The sequence below is a fragment of the Citrobacter sp. Cb004 genome (assembly GCF_030337065.1).
In the GTDB taxonomy this organism is placed as follows: domain Bacteria; phylum Pseudomonadota; class Gammaproteobacteria; order Enterobacterales; family Enterobacteriaceae; genus Citrobacter; species Citrobacter braakii.
This window is the reverse complement of sequence record NZ_JAOWCH010000045.1, coordinates 1-16,292: the sequence shown is the minus strand read 5'-3', so window position 1 is coordinate 16,292 and position 16,292 is coordinate 1. Positions and strand designations below refer to the sequence as shown.

At 52.3% G+C, this 16,292-nt stretch carries 18 protein-coding genes and 1 pseudogene; 14 read left to right on the top strand and 5 right to left on the bottom strand.

The genetic code is table 11. The annotated features are described in order from the left end of the window. The first annotated feature begins 11 nt into the window (after nucleotides 1–11). On the top strand, nucleotides 12–1,115 hold the full coding sequence (locus OGV65_RS04895; protein ID WP_200079420.1) for a DUF1615 domain-containing protein: 1,104 nt from the start codon (nucleotides 12–14) through the stop codon (nucleotides 1,113–1,115). Here the strand turns inward: OGV65_RS04895 and OGV65_RS04890 are convergent. Continuing rightward, nucleotides 1,100–1,423, bottom strand: a complete 324-nt coding sequence (locus OGV65_RS04890; RefSeq protein ID WP_016151998.1) for a DUF2755 family protein — start codon at nucleotides 1,421–1,423, stop codon at nucleotides 1,100–1,102. The genes OGV65_RS04895 and OGV65_RS04890 overlap by 16 nt on opposite strands. A gap of 264 nt (nucleotides 1,424–1,687) precedes the next feature. Here OGV65_RS04890 and OGV65_RS04885 point away from each other — a divergent pair, with 264 nt between their 5' ends. Continuing rightward, nucleotides 1,688–1,909 (top strand): DUF2754 domain-containing protein, encoded by a 222-nt coding sequence (locus tag OGV65_RS04885; RefSeq protein ID WP_019076140.1) that lies wholly within the window; start codon nucleotides 1,688–1,690, stop codon nucleotides 1,907–1,909. A gap of 25 nt (nucleotides 1,910–1,934) precedes the next feature. Here the strand turns inward: OGV65_RS04885 and ddlA are convergent, their stop codons facing one another. Next, the gene (ddlA, locus tag OGV65_RS04880) at nucleotides 1,935–3,029 is read right to left on the bottom strand and encodes a D-alanine--D-alanine ligase (protein ID WP_047416933.1); all 1,095 of its coding nucleotides are present in this window, start codon (nucleotides 3,027–3,029) and stop codon (nucleotides 1,935–1,937) included. A 301-nt stretch (nucleotides 3,030–3,330) separates the two neighbouring features. On the opposite strand from ddlA, the gene OGV65_RS04875 reads away from it, so the two are divergent. From OGV65_RS04875 to adrA, 5 genes are all read left to right on the top strand, one after another. After that, a complete protein-coding gene (locus OGV65_RS04875; protein ID WP_046275379.1) occupies nucleotides 3,331–4,527 on the top strand; it encodes a multidrug efflux MFS transporter in 1,197 nt (398 codons plus the stop codon). 249 nt (nucleotides 4,528–4,776) lie between these two features. Further along, nucleotides 4,777–5,019 carry a sigma-S stabilization anti-adapter protein IraP gene (locus OGV65_RS04870; protein WP_016152002.1) on the top strand — a complete coding sequence of 81 codons (243 nt, stop codon included), beginning with the start codon at nucleotides 4,777–4,779 and terminating at the stop codon, nucleotides 5,017–5,019. A gap of 104 nt (nucleotides 5,020–5,123) precedes the next feature. Then, the gene (gene phoA / locus OGV65_RS04865) at nucleotides 5,124–6,539 is read left to right on the top strand and encodes an alkaline phosphatase (protein WP_286454668.1); all 1,416 of its coding nucleotides are present in this window, start codon (nucleotides 5,124–5,126) and stop codon (nucleotides 6,537–6,539) included. Between the two features lie 97 nt (nucleotides 6,540–6,636). Next, nucleotides 6,637–6,957: a phosphate starvation-inducible protein PsiF gene (psiF, locus tag OGV65_RS04860; RefSeq protein WP_003830956.1), complete on the top strand. Its 321-nt coding sequence runs from the start codon at nucleotides 6,637–6,639 to the stop codon at nucleotides 6,955–6,957. Nucleotides 6,958–7,048: 91 nt separating this feature from the next. Next, complete coding sequence (adrA, locus tag OGV65_RS04855) at nucleotides 7,049–8,164, top strand: diguanylate cyclase AdrA (RefSeq protein WP_088583121.1); 1,116 nt, start codon at nucleotides 7,049–7,051, stop codon at nucleotides 8,162–8,164. Nucleotides 8,165–8,181: 17 nt separating this feature from the next. Here adrA and proC read toward each other — a convergent pair whose 3' ends face one another. Continuing rightward, complete coding sequence (proC, locus tag OGV65_RS04850; RefSeq protein WP_016152005.1) at nucleotides 8,182–8,991, bottom strand: pyrroline-5-carboxylate reductase; 810 nt, start codon at nucleotides 8,989–8,991, stop codon at nucleotides 8,182–8,184. Between the two features lie 148 nt (nucleotides 8,992–9,139). Here proC and OGV65_RS04845 point away from each other — a divergent pair, with 148 nt between their 5' ends. The 5 genes from OGV65_RS04845 (at nucleotide 9,140) to ppnP (ending at nucleotide 11,825) form a co-directional block, all read left to right on the top strand. After that, the gene (locus OGV65_RS04845) at nucleotides 9,140–9,595 is read left to right on the top strand and encodes a YaiI/YqxD family protein (protein ID WP_155574017.1); all 456 of its coding nucleotides are present in this window, start codon (nucleotides 9,140–9,142) and stop codon (nucleotides 9,593–9,595) included. Nucleotides 9,596–9,780: 185 nt separating this feature from the next. Then, entirely contained in the window at nucleotides 9,781–10,326 is a 546-nt protein-coding gene (gene aroL, locus OGV65_RS04840) for a shikimate kinase AroL (RefSeq protein ID WP_016155838.1), read from the top strand. Between the two features lie 26 nt (nucleotides 10,327–10,352). Beyond that, the gene (gene yaiA, locus OGV65_RS04835; RefSeq protein WP_016152008.1) at nucleotides 10,353–10,544 is read left to right on the top strand and encodes a protein YaiA; all 192 of its coding nucleotides are present in this window, start codon (nucleotides 10,353–10,355) and stop codon (nucleotides 10,542–10,544) included. A 247-nt stretch (nucleotides 10,545–10,791) separates the two neighbouring features. After that, the gene (locus OGV65_RS04830; RefSeq protein ID WP_286454667.1) at nucleotides 10,792–11,469 is read left to right on the top strand and encodes an AroM family protein; all 678 of its coding nucleotides are present in this window, start codon (nucleotides 10,792–10,794) and stop codon (nucleotides 11,467–11,469) included. Between the two features lie 71 nt (nucleotides 11,470–11,540). Then, complete coding sequence (ppnP, locus tag OGV65_RS04825; protein ID WP_016152010.1) at nucleotides 11,541–11,825, top strand: pyrimidine/purine nucleoside phosphorylase; 285 nt, start codon at nucleotides 11,541–11,543, stop codon at nucleotides 11,823–11,825. Between the two features lie 50 nt (nucleotides 11,826–11,875). On the opposite strand, the gene rdgC is transcribed toward ppnP, so the two are convergent. Then, nucleotides 11,876–12,787: a recombination-associated protein RdgC gene (gene rdgC, locus OGV65_RS04820; protein ID WP_003021479.1), complete on the bottom strand. Its 912-nt coding sequence runs from the start codon at nucleotides 12,785–12,787 to the stop codon at nucleotides 11,876–11,878. A 91-nt stretch (nucleotides 12,788–12,878) separates the two neighbouring features. On the opposite strand from rdgC, the gene mak reads away from it, so the two are divergent. Beyond that, nucleotides 12,879–13,787 (top strand): fructokinase, encoded by a 909-nt coding sequence (gene mak / locus OGV65_RS04815; protein WP_047501951.1) that lies wholly within the window; start codon nucleotides 12,879–12,881, stop codon nucleotides 13,785–13,787. 27 nt (nucleotides 13,788–13,814) lie between these two features. On the opposite strand, the pseudogene araJ reads toward mak, so the two are convergent. Then, a pseudogene (gene araJ / locus OGV65_RS04810) lies at nucleotides 13,815–14,792 on the bottom strand (MFS transporter AraJ); the annotation flags it as partial. Nucleotides 14,793–15,019: 227 nt separating this feature from the next. Here araJ and OGV65_RS04805 point away from each other — a divergent pair. Then, nucleotides 15,020–16,258, top strand: coding sequence for an IS110 family RNA-guided transposase (locus OGV65_RS04805; protein WP_012291449.1), 1,239 nt, complete (start codon nucleotides 15,020–15,022; stop codon nucleotides 16,256–16,258). The last annotated feature ends 34 nt before the right edge of the window (nucleotides 16,259–16,292 follow it).

Here is a 16,292-nt window from a genome sequence, read left to right as displayed (position 1 = left end):
AAGGAGATGTTATGTCGACGGTTTCCCGTCTTTACCCCTTGTCCGGTCTGGCCGCTCTGGTGCTGGTGGGATGTAGTAGCCAACCCGCGCAGCCGCTAAAAAAAGGGGAGAAAGCCGTCGATGTGGCGAGCGTGGTGCGCCAGAAAATGCCCGCCAGCGTGAAAGACCGGGACGCATGGGCGCAGGATTTAGCGAAGACGTTTGAAAGCCAGAAGCTGGCGCCGACGGTTGAAAATATCTGTTCGGTGCTGGCGGTCGCGCAACAGGAGTCAAACTATCAGGCGGATCCGGCCGTTCCAAACTTAAGTAAAATCGCCTGGAAAGAGATCGACCGGCGCGCCGAGCGTATGCATATCCCGCAGTTTGTGGTGCATACCGCACTGAAGATTAACTCGCCAACGGGGAAAAGCTACAGCGAGCGTCTGGATACGGTGAAAACGGAAAAACAGCTTAGCGCCATTTTTGATGATTTTATCAATATGGTACCGATGGGGCAGACGCTGTTTGGTTCGCTTAATCCGGTACATACCGGTGGGCCAATGCAGGTCAGTATCGCGTTTGCCGAGCAGCACGCCGACGGGTATCCGTGGAAAATGGCGGGAACAGTACGTCAGGAAGTGTTCAGCCGCCGCGGTGGGCTGTGGTTCGGTACGTATCATCTGCTTAACTACCCGGCGAATTACAGCGCGCCAATCTTCCGTTTCGCTGATTTCAATGCGGGATGGTATGCCAGTCGCAATGCGGCTTTCCAGAATGCGGTCAGTAAAGCCAGCGGAGTGAAGCTGGCGATGGATGGTGATTTGATTCTCTACGGCAGCAGCGAGCCGGGCAAAACCGAGCTGGCGGTACGTAAACTGGCCGGGAAGCTGGGGATGAGCGAGAGTGAGATCCACCGTCAACTGCAAAAAGGTGACAGTCTGACCTTTGAGGATACCGCGCTGTACGAGAAGGTCTATAAGCTGGCGGAAGCGAAGAGCGGGAAAGCGCTACCCCGTGAAATGCTGCCAGGCATTCAGCTGGAAAGCCCGAAGATTACACGTAATCTGACTACCGCGTGGTTTGCGAAACGCGTGGACGATCGTCGAGCGAAATGTATGGGTCAGTCATCATTATGATGACGGCGGCGCCAGCGCACGAATGCCGCGATGGCGCCAAGAATCAGACTTCCGGCAAGGAAAGGGACCAGCCCAAAAAGGGTACCGACGCCTAAGCCAATTTCAACTCGTGGGCGTCCTGTCTCTTGCATTTGCAACTGCATCAGCTGTTCATAGATGCCGGGAGCGTGGGCCAACAGATTTAAAACCTGCGCGCCTGCCCAAAAGCAAAACAGCACAAATACGGCATACGCAATGTTGCCGGGCAGGGAGGAGGTATCCCGATGCTTGCCCTTAAACAGGGATTTTGAGAGCGTAAAATCAGCCATAAAGACCTCCGGAAATAACCTGCTTTTTTTGACGTGATGCCTGGAACTGACAGTGAGTCTGACAGGTGATCGGCAATGTCAATATCAGAATGATGGTAATTTCAGGTAGAGATTATTCCTGGATCTCGGTTTTTTGCTGATTGTCACAATTAAGTAACCTTAAGTGAAATCAAGTTACATTTCAGAAATTCCGCACAGGCCACAGACGTCTATGAGGAAATGTGCGAGGATGCGCTTTCACGTTGTATTTCCACCGGAGCCGTTATGAACCTGCCTGTTAAAATTCGCCGAGACTGGCACTACTATGCCTTCGCTATTGGGCTTATCTTTATTCTGAACGGTGTGGTCGGCTTACTGGGTTTTGAAGCGCAGGGATGGCAGACCTATGCGGTGGGGTTGGTGACGTGGGTGATTAGCTTTTGGCTGGCCGGATTAATTATCCGTCGCCGCGTGGAAGATGAAGAAGAAGCAAAGGATGCCCAATAGCTATCGATCAGGCATCCAGGCGGGTTTACATACTGGTTTTCAACGCGCTATCCGCCGCATGACGTTCCAGCGCCAGTTCGATCAGGCGAGTGATCAAATCGGTATACCCTAAGCCGCTCGCCTGCCACAATTTTGGATACATGCTGATGTTGGTAAAGCCCGGCAGCGTGTTGATCTCATTGATCACAACATCGTTCTCTGCGGTTAAGAAAACGTCCACGCGCGCCATACCGGCGCAGCCCAGCGCCTGATAAGCCTGAATAGCAATGTCGCGGATCTTATCGTTAACTTCCGGTGCGATCGCTGCCGGAACAACCACTTTGGCACCGTTATCGTCAATGTATTTGGTGTCGTAAGCGTAAAAATCACTGTTCAGCACGATCTCGCCACAGGTACTGGCCTGCGGTTGATCGTTGCCCAGCACCGCGCATTCGATCTCGCGGCCCTTGATCCCTTGCTCCACCACGACTTTATGGTCGAATTCAAATGCCAGCGCGACGGCCTGATTGTATTGCGCCTCGCTGGTCACTTTACTGACGCCAACGGACGAGCCCTGGTTGGCTGGTTTTACAAACAGCGGCAGGCCAAGGCGGGATTCCACCTCGGCAAAGCTGATGCGGTTGCGATTGGCGCGAGTGAGCGTAATAAATGGCGCGATGTTTAATCCGGCATCGCGCAGTAGACGTTTGGTCACGTCTTTATCCATACAGGCCGCAGAACCCAGGACATCAGAACCGACGAACGGCAGATTCGCCACGCGCAGCATACCCTGCAGAGAGCCATCTTCACCCAACGTGCCGTGTACGATCGGGAAAATAACATCGACCGTTGGCAGTGGCTGACCGTTTTGCGCATCGATCAACTGGTGCTCTTGTTTACCCGGGACCTGAGCCAGGCTGGTCGCGGAAGGACGCAGCGCAATATGCGCTGGATCATCTGAATTGAGCAGATAGTTACTGGCATCGCTAATGTGCCATTGTCCTTGCTTATCAATACCTAACAGCACAACGTCAAAGCGAGTCTTGTCGATGGCATCGACAATATTTTTTGCCGATTGCAATGACACTTCATGTTCCGCTGATTTACCACCAAATACGATTCCTACCCGCAACTTTGCCATCTTAAAAACCCATTCCATGAATGCAAAGCACATACATTACCACGACAAAACGCAGGTTTCCTCGGCTTCTGGCAGATTGTTTTGATGGGCAACAGAGGAACAGATAAGCGCAAACGCGCAGAACGGACGCGGAGCATAAACCCCTGCTGATATTGTGGGCTTGATGTGAGGTATATCACAAATATGATGAGCGGGAAGATAAAATCCTAAACTGTGATATATCGCACCTGTGGACCCTTATTTTGCTAAGTAATTTGTTAAGCTAATCACAGTTTTCAGCTACTTATCGTTATGAGTCCCTATGGAATCCTGGAGAGTCAACCTCATTTCCGTATGGTTCGGTTGCTTTTTCACCGGCCTGGCAATCAGCCAAATCCTACCTTTTTTACCGCTCTATATCTCCCAACTGGGGGTAAGCTCCCATGAAGCACTCTCAATGTGGTCCGGCTTAACGTTTAGCGTCACCTTCCTGATTTCAGCCATCGTCTCTCCGATGTGGGGGAGTTTAGCCGACCGTAAAGGACGCAAGCTGATGCTGCTGCGGGCCTCTTTGGGCATGGCGATTGCGATTTTACTGCAGGCCTTTGCCACTAACGTCTGGCAGCTTTTTCTGCTGCGTGGGGTCATGGGGTTAACGTCTGGCTATATTCCCAATGCGATGGCGCTGGTAGCCTCACAGGTTCCGCGCGAACGCAGCGGGTGGGCGCTGAGTACGCTCTCGACGGCGCAAATTAGCGGCGTTATTGGCGGACCACTGATGGGGGGCTTTATTGCCGACCATGTTGGCTTACGGGCGGTATTCTGTATTACCGCGGCTTTGCTGGTAGTGAGTTTTCTGGTCACGCTGTTCTTAATCAAAGAAGGTGTGCGCCCGACAATCAAAAAAAGCGAACGCCTGAGCGGGAAGGCCGTCTTTGCCTCGCTGCCTTATCCGGCGCTGGTGATCAGCCTGTTTTTTACTACGATGGTGATCCAGTTGTGTAACGGCTCAATTGGGCCGATTCTGGCGCTGTTTATTAAATCAATGGTCCCAGACAGTTCTAATATTGCCTTTCTCAGCGGGCTGATTGCTTCGGTTCCGGGCATCTCGGCGCTGATTTCTGCGCCCCGGCTAGGTAAATTAGGCGATCGTATTGGGACCGAGCGGATTTTAATGGCAACGTTAATCTTCGCCGTCGTGTTGTTTTTCGCCATGTCATGGGTCACTACGCCGTTGCAGTTGGGGATCTTACGTTTTCTGCTCGGCTTTGCCGACGGCGCGATGTTGCCCGCGGTGCAGACGCTGCTGGTGAAATACTCCAGCGACCAGATAACCGGGCGCATTTTTGGTTATAACCAGTCATTTATGTATCTCGGCAACGTAGCCGGGCCATTAATGGGGGCAACGGTTTCGGCAATGGCGGGCTTTCGCTGGGTGTTTATTGCCACGGCGTGCATTGTGCTTATCAACATTTGGCAACTGGCTATCGCGTTGCGACGTCGGCGCTGCGCACGCTGAGTACCTGATTAACAACGCTGCCCGTCAGCGTTGTTAATCCATCATTATGCATTTATATATCCAGGTGATTATTAATCCCTTTATCCTTTTATATGGAGAAATTCTGCGCTAAGACTCATTCTCCCTTATTTTGTGTTGTGATTGTTTTCGCAAAACGTTTTATTTCTTATGAAAATACAACTTTCATCCTCTAGGCAGTTGTGAGTCTTAATGATAACGTGGCCTATATTTGGTTAAGGGAATACGTAAATGAAAAATCTCGTTACTGAGTTGTTACTTAAGCTCGCCCAAAAAGAAGAAGAGTCGCAAGAACTGACGGCGCAGGTTGAAACGCTGGAGCAGGTAATCATCGAAATGCTGCGCAATATGACGTGTAACGATCGGCAAATATTTATTCGCCAAATTGAGGGGGCTTTGGCTGGAGAAGGCCGTATGCCTGCGTTTCTGACCAACGTTCATAACGCTGGCGAGAGTGTGCCAAAAGCGTTTTGAGTAATCCGTGGTGCGTCATCCACAAATTATCATAAAAGTGTCACATCAAATACTTATAGTCGCTTTGTTTTAATTTTACCGTATTTATACATGGAGAAAATAAAGTGAAACAAAGCGCACTCGCTATTGCCCTGTTACCTTTGCTGTTTACCCCGGTTATTAATGCAGAAACCTCTGCCATAGCGGTTATGGATAATCGTGCCGCTCAGGGTGATATCACCACGCCGGGCGGCGCCCGCCGATTGTCTGCCGATCAAACGGCGGCTCTGCGCGAATCTCTGAGCGATAAACCTGCCAAAAATATTATTTTATTGATTGGCGATGGGATGGGTGACTCAGAAATAACGGCCGCGCGAAATTATGCCGAAGGCGCAGGCGGCTTTTTTAAAGGGATTGATGCTTTACCGTTGACCGGACAATACACGCACTATGCGTTGGATAAGAAAACGGGTAAACCCGATTATGTGACGGATTCTGCGGCATCCGCGACGGCGTGGACCACCGGTGTGAAAACCTATAATGGCGCGCTGGGCGTTGATATTCATGAAAAAGATCACGCCACAATTCTTGAAATGGCAAAAGCGGCGGGGCTGGCAACGGGCAACGTTTCTACCGCTGAATTGCAGGATGCTACCCCGGCGGCGCTGGTTGCCCATGTGACTTCGCGTAAGTGCTATGGCCCAGGCGTGACACGTGAAAAATGCCCAACCAATGCGCTGGAAAAAGGCGGTAAAGGGTCAATCACCGAACAATTACTCAATGCCCGGGCTGACGTTACGCTGGGCGGCGGGGCCAAAACGTTTGCGGAAACCGCTGCGGCGGGCGAGTGGCAGGGTAAAACGTTGCGTGAACAAGCCCTGGCCCGCGGTTATCAGATGGTGAGTGATACCGCGACGCTGGCGGCGATTACCGAAGCTAATCAGAATAAACCGCTGCTGGGCCTGTTCTCTGACGGCAATATGCCCGTGCGCTGGGAAGGTCCGAAAGCGTCTTATCATGGCAATCTGGATAAGCCGGTTGTGACCTGTACGCCAAATCCAAAGCGTGACGACAGCGTGCCAACGCTGGCGCAGATGACGGATAAAGCGATTGAGCTGTTAAGCAAAAATGAGAAAGGCTTCTTCCTGCAAGTGGAAGGGGCGTCAATCGATAAACAGGACCACGCCGCCAACCCGTGCGGACAGATTGGTGAAACGGTCGATCTGGACGAGGCGGTACAGCGCGCGCTTGCCTTTGCGAAGAAAGATGGCAACACCCTAGTGGTGGTAACCGCTGACCACGCACATGCCAGCCAGATTGTCGCGCCGGATACCAAAGCACCAGGCCTGACCCAGGCGCTGAACACCAAAGATGGCGCGGTTATGGTCATCAGCTACGGCAACTCTGAAGAGGAATCTCAGGAGCACACCGGCAGCCAACTGCGAATTGCAGCCTATGGCCCGCATGCGGCGAATGTGGTCGGCCTGACCGATCAAACCGACCTGTTTTACACCATGAAAGCGGCGTTAGGACTGAAATAACCCGACGCCCGGCGGCAATACTTTTGCCGCCGGGTGGTATTTTTATCGTTAGCAGCCAAACTTACCTGTGTGTTGTCGTTCAGAAAAGAAGGATGCTATGAAAATTACATTATTAATGACGCTGCTTTTTGGTCTGATTTTTTTAACTACCGTCGGTGCTGCCGAGAAGACTTTAACCCCGCAACAACAGCGTATGACCACCTGCAATCAGCAGGCAACGGCGCAGACCTTAAAAGGGGATGCGCGTAAGACATATATGAGTGATTGCCTGAAAAACAGTAAATCTGCGCCGGAGGAAAAGAGCCTGACGCCGCAGCAGCAAAAAATGCGTGAATGTAACGTTAAGGCGACGGAGCAGTCTCTGAAAGGTGATGATCGTAATAAATTTATGAGCGCTTGCCTGAAGAAATCTGCGTAGCACTTACGGGTGAGCAGGTAAAATCGCTCACCCGAAATATCATACTTCCGCCACCAGACCCCTTCCTATAATTTGGGAAATTTGTTTCAGAATATTCCCAAATACAATGAATGATGAAAACTTTTATCAAAAGAAGGTCGTCCCGAATGAAGCATTTTTATCGCTTCATCAAAATGACCACCAACGTTCCGGTCTGCGATTCGCCCGACGAATCAGGCTGCCGCGAGCGGTGGGATTGGGGGGAATGTTTTTCCCTATCGCGTCGGTATTAGTTGCTCAGCCCATTACCGGTGGCTGGTGGCTATTACTGGTGGGATGGGCGTTTGTCTGGCCGCATTTGGCCTGGCAGTTGGCCAGCAAAGCCGACGATCCTCTGCATAGCGAATTTACCAACTTAAAAGCCGATGCCATTCTTGCCGGTATGTGGATAGGGATTATGGGCGTAAACCTGTTGCCATCCACGGCGCTGCTGATGATTATCTGCATCAACCTGATGGGCGCAGGCGGGATGCGAATATTCATCGCAGGCGCCGTTTTGATGATGGTTTCATGCCTGGTGACGTTACAGTTAACCGATATCTCCGTCGCTTTTAGCAGTACTCAACTTAGCGTGCTATTGACGCTGCCGGTACTGGTGATTTATCCGCTGCTGTTTGCCTGGGTCAGTTACCAGACGGTCATCAAGCTGGCGGAACATAAACGCCGTTTACAGGTGATGAGTACGCGAGATGGCATGACTGGGGTGTATAACCGCCGCCATTGGGAACTGTTACTGCGTAATGAATTTGATAATTGCCGCCGCTACCAGCGTGACGCCACGTTACTGATTATCGATATCGACCATTTTAAGAGCATCAATGATACCTGGGGTCACGACGTTGGGGACCAGGCGATTGTCGCGTTGACCCGCCAGTTGCAGATGACCTTACGCGGTAGCGACGTGATCGGGCGCTTTGGCGGTGATGAGTTTGCGGTGATTATGTGCGGCACGCCGGCAACCAGCGCGATTGCGGCGATGTCTCGTGTTCACGAACGACTTGGTCAACTGCGTTTATCCTGCGCGCCGCAGGTTGCTCTGCGGATCAGCGTGGGCGTTGCGCCGCTGACCGCAGAAACCGAGCATTATCGAGAATGGTTAAAGTCGGCGGATATGGCGCTCTACAAAGCAAAGAATTCCGGACGTAACCGCACTGAGGCGGCGGCCTGACGTCCGGCGGTGTTAACTCAGGAGCGGCTGAGTTTTTCCGACTGCTCCATGCACTTAATCATCGCTTCAATCACTGATGAACGAAAACCTCGTTCTTCCAGGACGCGTACCGCTTCAATGGTGGTTCCGCCAGGCGAGCACACCATATCCTTCAGTTCTCCGGGATGTTTACCCGTATCCAGCACCATCTTTGCCGACCCCATTACTGCCTGCGCCGCGAATTTATAAGCTTGCGCGCGAGGCATGCCACCCTGCACGGCGGCGTCCGCCATCGCTTCAATAAACATAAACACATAGGCCGGGGCTGAACCACTAACGCCAACGACCGGATGAATCATTGCCTCCGCAATGACTTCCGCTTCGCCAAAGCAGCGGAAGATATTCAGCACGTCGGCGGTGTCTTCTGGCGTGACTAAGGCGTTCGGCGTGACGGAAGTCATTCCGGCATTCACCAGTGACGGCGTGTTTGGCATCGCGCGAATGATTTTACGGTCATGGCCCAGCGCGCGGGCGAGCTGATCGAGGGTGACGCCAGCGGCAATCGAGACGACCAGGGAGTCTTTGTTCAGGCTGGAGGTAATTTCGCTCAGCACTTTAATCATGATGCCTGGTTTTACGGCCCCAAAAACGATGTCAGCGATTTGCGCGACCTCTTGCGCAGACTGCGCCGCATTAATACCGTACTGGTCGTGCAATGCAGCGACTTTATCGGGGGAAGGGGTGTAAACCCAGATTTGTCCGGGGAGAACCTGGCCGCTGGCGATCATGCCGCCAAGTATCGCTTTGCCCATATTACCGCAGCCGATAAAACCGATTTTCTTGTCCATTTTGTCACTCCCTATGCGTGATATTCATTGTTTTACCTGGGAAAGCTAAGCTTAGCGCGGATTGAATATGTGCAGAAGGATAAACAGCACTTTGCCTGCAAGTAAAAGCACGCGACAATGTGCAACTGCACATCAGTGGGGAGAAATTATGACAATATGGGTGGATGCCGATGCGTGTCCGAATGTGATTAAAGATATTTTGTACCGCGCTTCTGAGCGCATGCAGATGCCGCTTATTTTGGTAGCCAACCAAAGTTTGCGCGTCCCGTCTTCGCGGTTTATCCGCACATTACGTGTTCCCGCTGGGTTTGACGTGGCGGATAACGAGATTGTGCGCCAGTGTAATGCCGGTGATTTAGTGATAACAGCGGATATCCCGCTGGCGGCAGAAGTCATTGAAAAAGGTGCGGCGGCGCTTAATCCGCGCGGTGAACGTTATACCGAAGCCACGATCCGTGAGCGTCTGATGATGCGTGATTTTATGGATACGCTACGCGCCAGCGGTATTCAGACCGGCGGGCCGGACAGCCTTTCACCACGAGACAGGCAGCATTTTGCTGCTGAGCTTGATAAGTGGTGGCTGGAAGTACAGCGTAGAAAATAAAGCGTGTAATTTATTATTTACACTTTATTCATGGTGAATTCTTGTTATAGTAGGGGTTAATAGGTACAGCTACCCTATATGTAATTTTTTCTTTACGTTTTGGCGATGTACTAGTTTGGTGATATGATTATATCTTTAACCGCATCAGATCCCGCTCGCTCGCGGCTCCCTGGGGAATTTCTGTAATGACGCAACCTCTTTATCTTGTTGGCCCCCGGGGGTGTGGTAAGACAACTACCGGTATGGCGCTGGCGAAGGCTATCGATTTCCAGTTTGTCGATACCGATCGCTGGTTGCAATCGCACGTGCAGATGACCGTGGCGGAGATCGTCGAAAGGGAAGGATGGGAAGGGTTTCGTGCCCAGGAGACGAGCGCTCTGCAGGCCGTCACAGCCCCGGCGACGGTTGTTGCGACCGGCGGCGGCATCATTCTTACCGAATTTAATCGTCATTACATGCGCAGCCACGGCGTGGTTATCTATTTAAGCGCGCCGGTATCAGTACTGGTTGATCGTCTGGAGGCCACGCCTGAAGAGGGATTGCGCCCAACCTTAACCGGTAAGCCGTTGACTGAAGAGGTGCAGGAAGTGCTCGCCCAGCGCGATGTTCTGTACCGTGAAGCTGCGCACTACATCGTTGATGCCACCCATAAACCTGCGCAGGTGGTGGAAGACATTCTTGAGATACTGGCGCAGGCAGCGCCACGGTTACAGGGCGGTGTCTATACTTAATGTTCATCCAGTGAAAAGGAAGAACTATGCCGACAAAACCACCTTACCCACGTCAAGCGACCATTGTTACGGTTGAAAAGGGGACGCCAGGCCAGACGGTAACCTGGTATCAACTTCGAGCCGATCACCCTAAACCGAATACGTTGATCAGTGAGCATCCTTCTGCGCAGGAAGCCATGGATGCCAAAAAACGCTACGAAGACCCCGATAAAACCTGATATTAAGCACCGTCCTGGCACGAGTCTGAAAAGTGCCAGGACGGGCGTTCATCACATTTTCTTAAATTTCGCCGTATACAGTTAAAATTGAAAATTAAGCAATAACAATCCAGTACCGGAATGATTTGGAATCTTTACACAATACACCGCCGATCAACTGCTACGCTTTTGAGCATTTGTAGCGCAGGTCAGCGCCCGGCACTTGCCCGGGATTTCACAGCAAAGTAAGAAGATGGTGGAGCAACAAATGAGTGCGTCGTTGGCTATCCTCACGATTGGCGTGGTGCCGATGTGTGAGGTGTTACCGCTCCTGACGGAATATATCGATGAACAGTACATTACTCACCACAGTCTGCTTGGACAGATGCGGCGAGAAGATGTGATGGCTGAGTACGGCGTTTCGCCCGGTGACGAGCCTTTATTAACGCTGCTCAGCGACCACCAACTTGCGCATGTCTCACGCCAGAAGGTAGAGCGCTCGCTGCAAAGTATCGTGGAGGTGCTGGATAACCAGGGCTTTGACGTGATCCTGCTGATGAGTACCGCCTCAATCGCTCGCCTGACCGCCCGCAATAGTATTCTGCTGGAGCCGTTACGTATTATCCCCCCGCTGGTGGCCTCGATTGTCGATGGGCATCAGGTCGGGGTTATTGTCCCCGTCACCGAATTGCTCAAAGCCCAGACGCAAAAATGGCAGGTGTTACAAACTCCACCAGTGTATGCCGTGGCGAATCCGATCGAAGGTAGCGAACAACAATTGATTGATGCCGGGAAAGAACTGCTGGAGCAAGGCGCGGATGTGATCATGCTGGATTGTCTGGGGTTCAATCAACGCCATCGCGATTTACTGCAAAAATCGCTGGATGTCCCGGTTCTTCTGTCTAATGTGTTGATTGCCCGACTGGCTTCGGAACTGTTGGCGTAATTTTGCGTGACAGGTGGAACGTCAGCCCCCTATATTGGTTCTCAACTTAATCACGAGATAGGGCCAGTTGTATGCTTCAAAGTAATGAATACTTTTCCGGCAAAGTAAAATCGATCGGTTTTACCAGCAGCAGTACTGGCCGCGCCAGTGTTGGCGTGATGGCTGAAGGCGAATATACCTTTAGTACTGCGGCGCCTGAAGAGATGACTGTCGTTAGCGGCGCACTGAACGTGCTGCTGCCGGGTGAAACCGAGTGGAAGGTGTATGCCGCAGGGGACGTGTTCAACGTACCGGGCAACAGCGAGTTTCATCTGCAGGTGGCAGAGCCAACATCCTATCTTTGCCGCTATCTGTAAGCATAGAAATGACGAATGGCGACATTGTGCCGCCATTCGGTAAGTACGGCTTAACGTTGCGCTTCGCCGCCTAATCCTTCCACCAGACTTTTAATCAGCGCCGCCAGTTCACCCGTCATCAGGATGAAATCGGCATCAAAACGCTGAGCATAATCTTCGCGGTCAATATCTTCGTTCTGATCGCGCAGCTCGTCGCTAAACTTCAAACGCTTAATAGAGCCGTCGTCACACATCACGAACTGAATGCGCTGCTGCCAGTCAAGGGCCAGCTTGGTGACCAGTTTGCCCGCTTCGATATGCACGGCGATTTCGTCGCAGACCAGATCCTGCTTTTTCGCGCGGATCACGCCGCCGTCTTCAAGGATCGCTTTTAGTTCGGCTTCATCCAGTAACTGGAATCCCTGTGCCGTTGTACCGGAACGAACCCATTCGGTCAGCGTCAGCTCAATGGGGTTTTCCATCGTCAGCGGAACGACCGGCAGCGAACCGAGACTCTTACGCAGCAGCGCCAGCGTATCTTCGGCTTTCTTCGCACTCGCGCAATCAACCATGATCAGATCGTTGACGGTATCGATCCACATCATCGTCTGGCTGAAACGGCTAAAGGCGCGCGGCAGCAATGAGTGCAGAACTTCATCTTTCAGCGAGTCTTTTTCGGTCTTCTTGAGTTTGCGACCTTGCTCAGCTTCCAGTTTGAAAATTTTGGCTTCCAGCGCCTGTTTGATAACCGGCGACGGCAGAATTTTTTCTTCTTTGCGGGCGCAGATAATAATTTGGCCATTGGCGGTATGCGTTAATGCATCGCTGTGCGATCCCATCGGCGGAACCCAGCCCATTTTTGCCATATCCTGGCTACCGCAAGGGGTGAACGTCATTGATGCCAGCTGTTTTTCCATCTCTTCGGCACGCAAAGAAACATCGCGGCTAAGACGGTAAACCATTAAATTTTTGAACCACAGCATGATAATTTCCACGGCCTTGTCGTTAAATCCAGCGGGCATGATAGCGAATTGTCGCTATGCTTGCATTGTTAATCGGGAAGAGGAGCAAACAGTGCGTATAGGTATCGATTTAGGCGGTACGAAAACGGAAGTTATCGCGCTTGGCGATGCAGGCGAACAGCTTTTTCGCCATCGCCTGCCCACGCCGCGTGATGATTATCGGCAAACGATAGAAACCATCGCCGCGCTGGTGGAGATGGCGGAAAAGGCCACCGGGCAGTCGGGAACCGTCGGGATGGGCATTCCCGGTTCAATTTCGCCCTACACCGGAGTGGTGAAGAATGCCAACTCGACCTGGCTTAACGGGCAACCTTTTGACAAAGACCTGAGTACGCGTCTGAATCGCGAAGTGCGGCTGGCAAATGATGCCAACTGCCTGGCGGTTTCTGAAGCCGTTGATGGTGCAGCGGCGGGGGCGCAAACCGTGTTTGCGGTGATTATCGGTACAGGATGTGGCGCTGGAGTGGCGCTGAACGGCCGGGCGCACACGGGCGGGAACGGTACTGCGGGCGAGTGGGGGCATAATCCGCTGCCGTGGATGGACGAAGACGAACTGCGTTATCGGCAGGAAGTGCCCTGCTATTGCGGCAAGCAAGGCTGTATTGAAACCTTCATTTCCGGAACCGGTTTTGCCACCGACTACCAGCGTCTGAGCGGTAAGCCGCTCAAGGGCAGTGAAATTATCAGTCTTGTTAATGCCCGGGATACCCTGGCGGAACAGGCGTTGAGTCGGTACGAGCTGCGTCTGGCGAAATCACTGGCACATGTGGTGAATATTCTCGATCCGGACGTAATCGTGCTGGGCGGTGGAATGAGCAATGTCGACCGACTGTATCAAAACGTGCCAACGTTGATTAAACAGTTTGTCTTTGGCGGCGAGTGCGAAACGCCTCTACGCAAGGCGCTGCACGGTGACTCCAGCGGCGTGCGCGGCGCGGCCTGGTTGTGGCCGCAGGAGTAATATTCGCGTTGCCGGGTAGCGCAGAGGCTATCCGGCAGCGGGAGTCATCCGGGATACGCTGCGCTTCAGGCGACCATAGAGCAGCAGCGACGACATCGCAGAAAACGACAGCAGCGCCGCCGGCAACGTCACGTAGTTGTAGGCAAAGCCCAGCGTCAGCATCATACCACCGCACCAGGCGCCAATCGCGCTGCCGAGATTAAAGGCAATTTGCCCCCCAGCCGCACCCAGCAGCTCACCCCCTTTAGCATTTTGCAGCAGCAAAATTTGCAGCGGCGCCGACAGGGCAAACAGGCCCGCGCAGCAAATAAAGGCGAAGATCAGCGACGCGGCTTTGATCCCGCCAAAGGCAAAGAGCAGCAGCAGAGCCAGCACAATTACAAAGTCGGTTATTACCGCAATACGCAGCGGCGTATAGCGGCCAGAAAGGCGACCGCTCAGCAGATTTCCCAACACCATCCCCAATCCTACCAGCATCATGATGAAGGTCATCAGCGCTTCGGAAAAGCCGGAGATGAACATCATGTACGGTTTGACGTAGCTGAACCAGGCGAAAACCCCGGCGTTACCAAACATGGTGGCGGAAAAGATGAGCCACGGGGCGGGGGTTTTCAAAAAGTGAAATTGTTCGCGCAGTTTCCCTTTTGCTTCATCGCTGATGTTGGGTACCCAAAAAGTTATCGAGACCATCACGGCGATATTAAAGACGGCTATCAGCAGAAACGTGTAGCGCCAGCTAAATTCCTGGCTCAGCCAGGTGCCGATGGGAATGCCAACCAGATTAGCAACGGTCATACCCGAAACCATGCCCGCGACGGCGGCGGTGACTTTTCCCGGACGGGCCAGCTTCGACAGGATAATCGCGCCAACGCCAAAAAAAGCGCCGTGTGGAAAGCCGGAAACCAGCCTGCCCACCGCCAGCATTAAATATGAGGAGGAGAGGGTGAAGATGGCGTTGCCGATCACGCACAGCGTGACCAGAAACAGCAGAATATGCTTGAGCGAAATATAGTCATTCGCACCCTGAGAATTACACTTTGAAGTGATTCAGGGTATGCGCTTACTGGTTACGAATATTGAGCGAGAATCATGCGATGATCGCCGCTTTTCTTTCGAGCCAGTAGGTGCTCCACGTTCGCTAACGAATACTCAGGGCATGCAGATAACTGCTGGCTATATTTCTTTCGAAGAGCGTGGAATGCATACCAATCCCCGATAAAAAGGAGTTGGTGATGACTGAGACTAATCAATTTGCTGCGCACGTTGGTCTGGACTGGGCAGATAAAAAGCACGATGTCTGTGTTCAGTTTAAAAACGGTGAACGCACATTCCATGTGATTGAACATACGCCGGAAGCGCTTGATGTCTGGCTTACCGAGTTACACCAGAAGGTAAAAGGCAGGATCGCTATCGCCGTTGAGCTGAAGAAAGGTCCCGTGGTGTATGCTCTTCAGAAATATCCATTTATCACCGTTTTCCCCGTCCACGCTTTGTCTCTGGCTCGTTACCGGCAAGCCTTCTCGCCCAGCGGTGCTAAAGATGACCCGCAGGATGCCGAGCTGGCATTAGAGTTAATGCTGCGTTATCCCCAAAAGATAAAAGCCATTGAACCCGACAATGCCGATATCCGGTTACTCCAGCAACTGGTTGAGCAGCGTCGTCAGTTGGTTGAAGATAAGCGCCGTTTTGTGAACCGGCTAATCAACACACTCAAACAGTATTATCCTCAGCCCCTGGAGTGGTTCTCACATCGGGGTAGCTTGCTATTGTGTGAACTGATTATGCGATGGCCCAGTCTGCAACAACTAAAACGAGCCAGGCGAGACACGATCCGCAACTTTCTCAATGCCAAAGGTGGCCGCGCAATGGCCCTTACCGAGCAGCGTGTTGTGAGTATTGATAACGCCATTCCGTTGACGACAGACCCGAGTGTTATAGAGGCTAATGCTTTGATGGCAACAGCACTGGCGACACAAATTAAAGTCGTGAGTGAAATCATCAAAACCTATGACGAACGAATCGAAACGCTGTTTGACACATTGCCAGATTCGGGGCTGTTCAAATCACTTCCGGGCATGGGGCCGTGTTTGGGACCACGAATGCTTGCTGCACTTGGTGATAACCGTGACCGGTTTAACAGCGCTGAAGAAATTCAAAACTACGCAGGTATTGCACCGGTGACAGAACGAAGTGGCCAGAAATCCTGGGTTCACTGGCGATGGCAGTGTGCCAAGTTCGTCCGGCAAACCTTTGTTGAATGGGCTGCCAAGACGGTTAACTCATCATACTGGGCCAGACTTTATTATCGGGGACTGCGAGAAAAAGGAAAATCTCACCAGTCTGCAATCCGGGCTCTGGCCTTCAAATGGATAAGGATCATTTACCGCTGCTGGAAGACCAAGACCCAGTACGATGAAGCGAAGTATTTGCTGGCACTGGAAGCGCGAAAGTCGCCCTTACTGAAGCCATAAAAAAGCTTGTCGAATGTCTCAGGGCGTGAAGCGG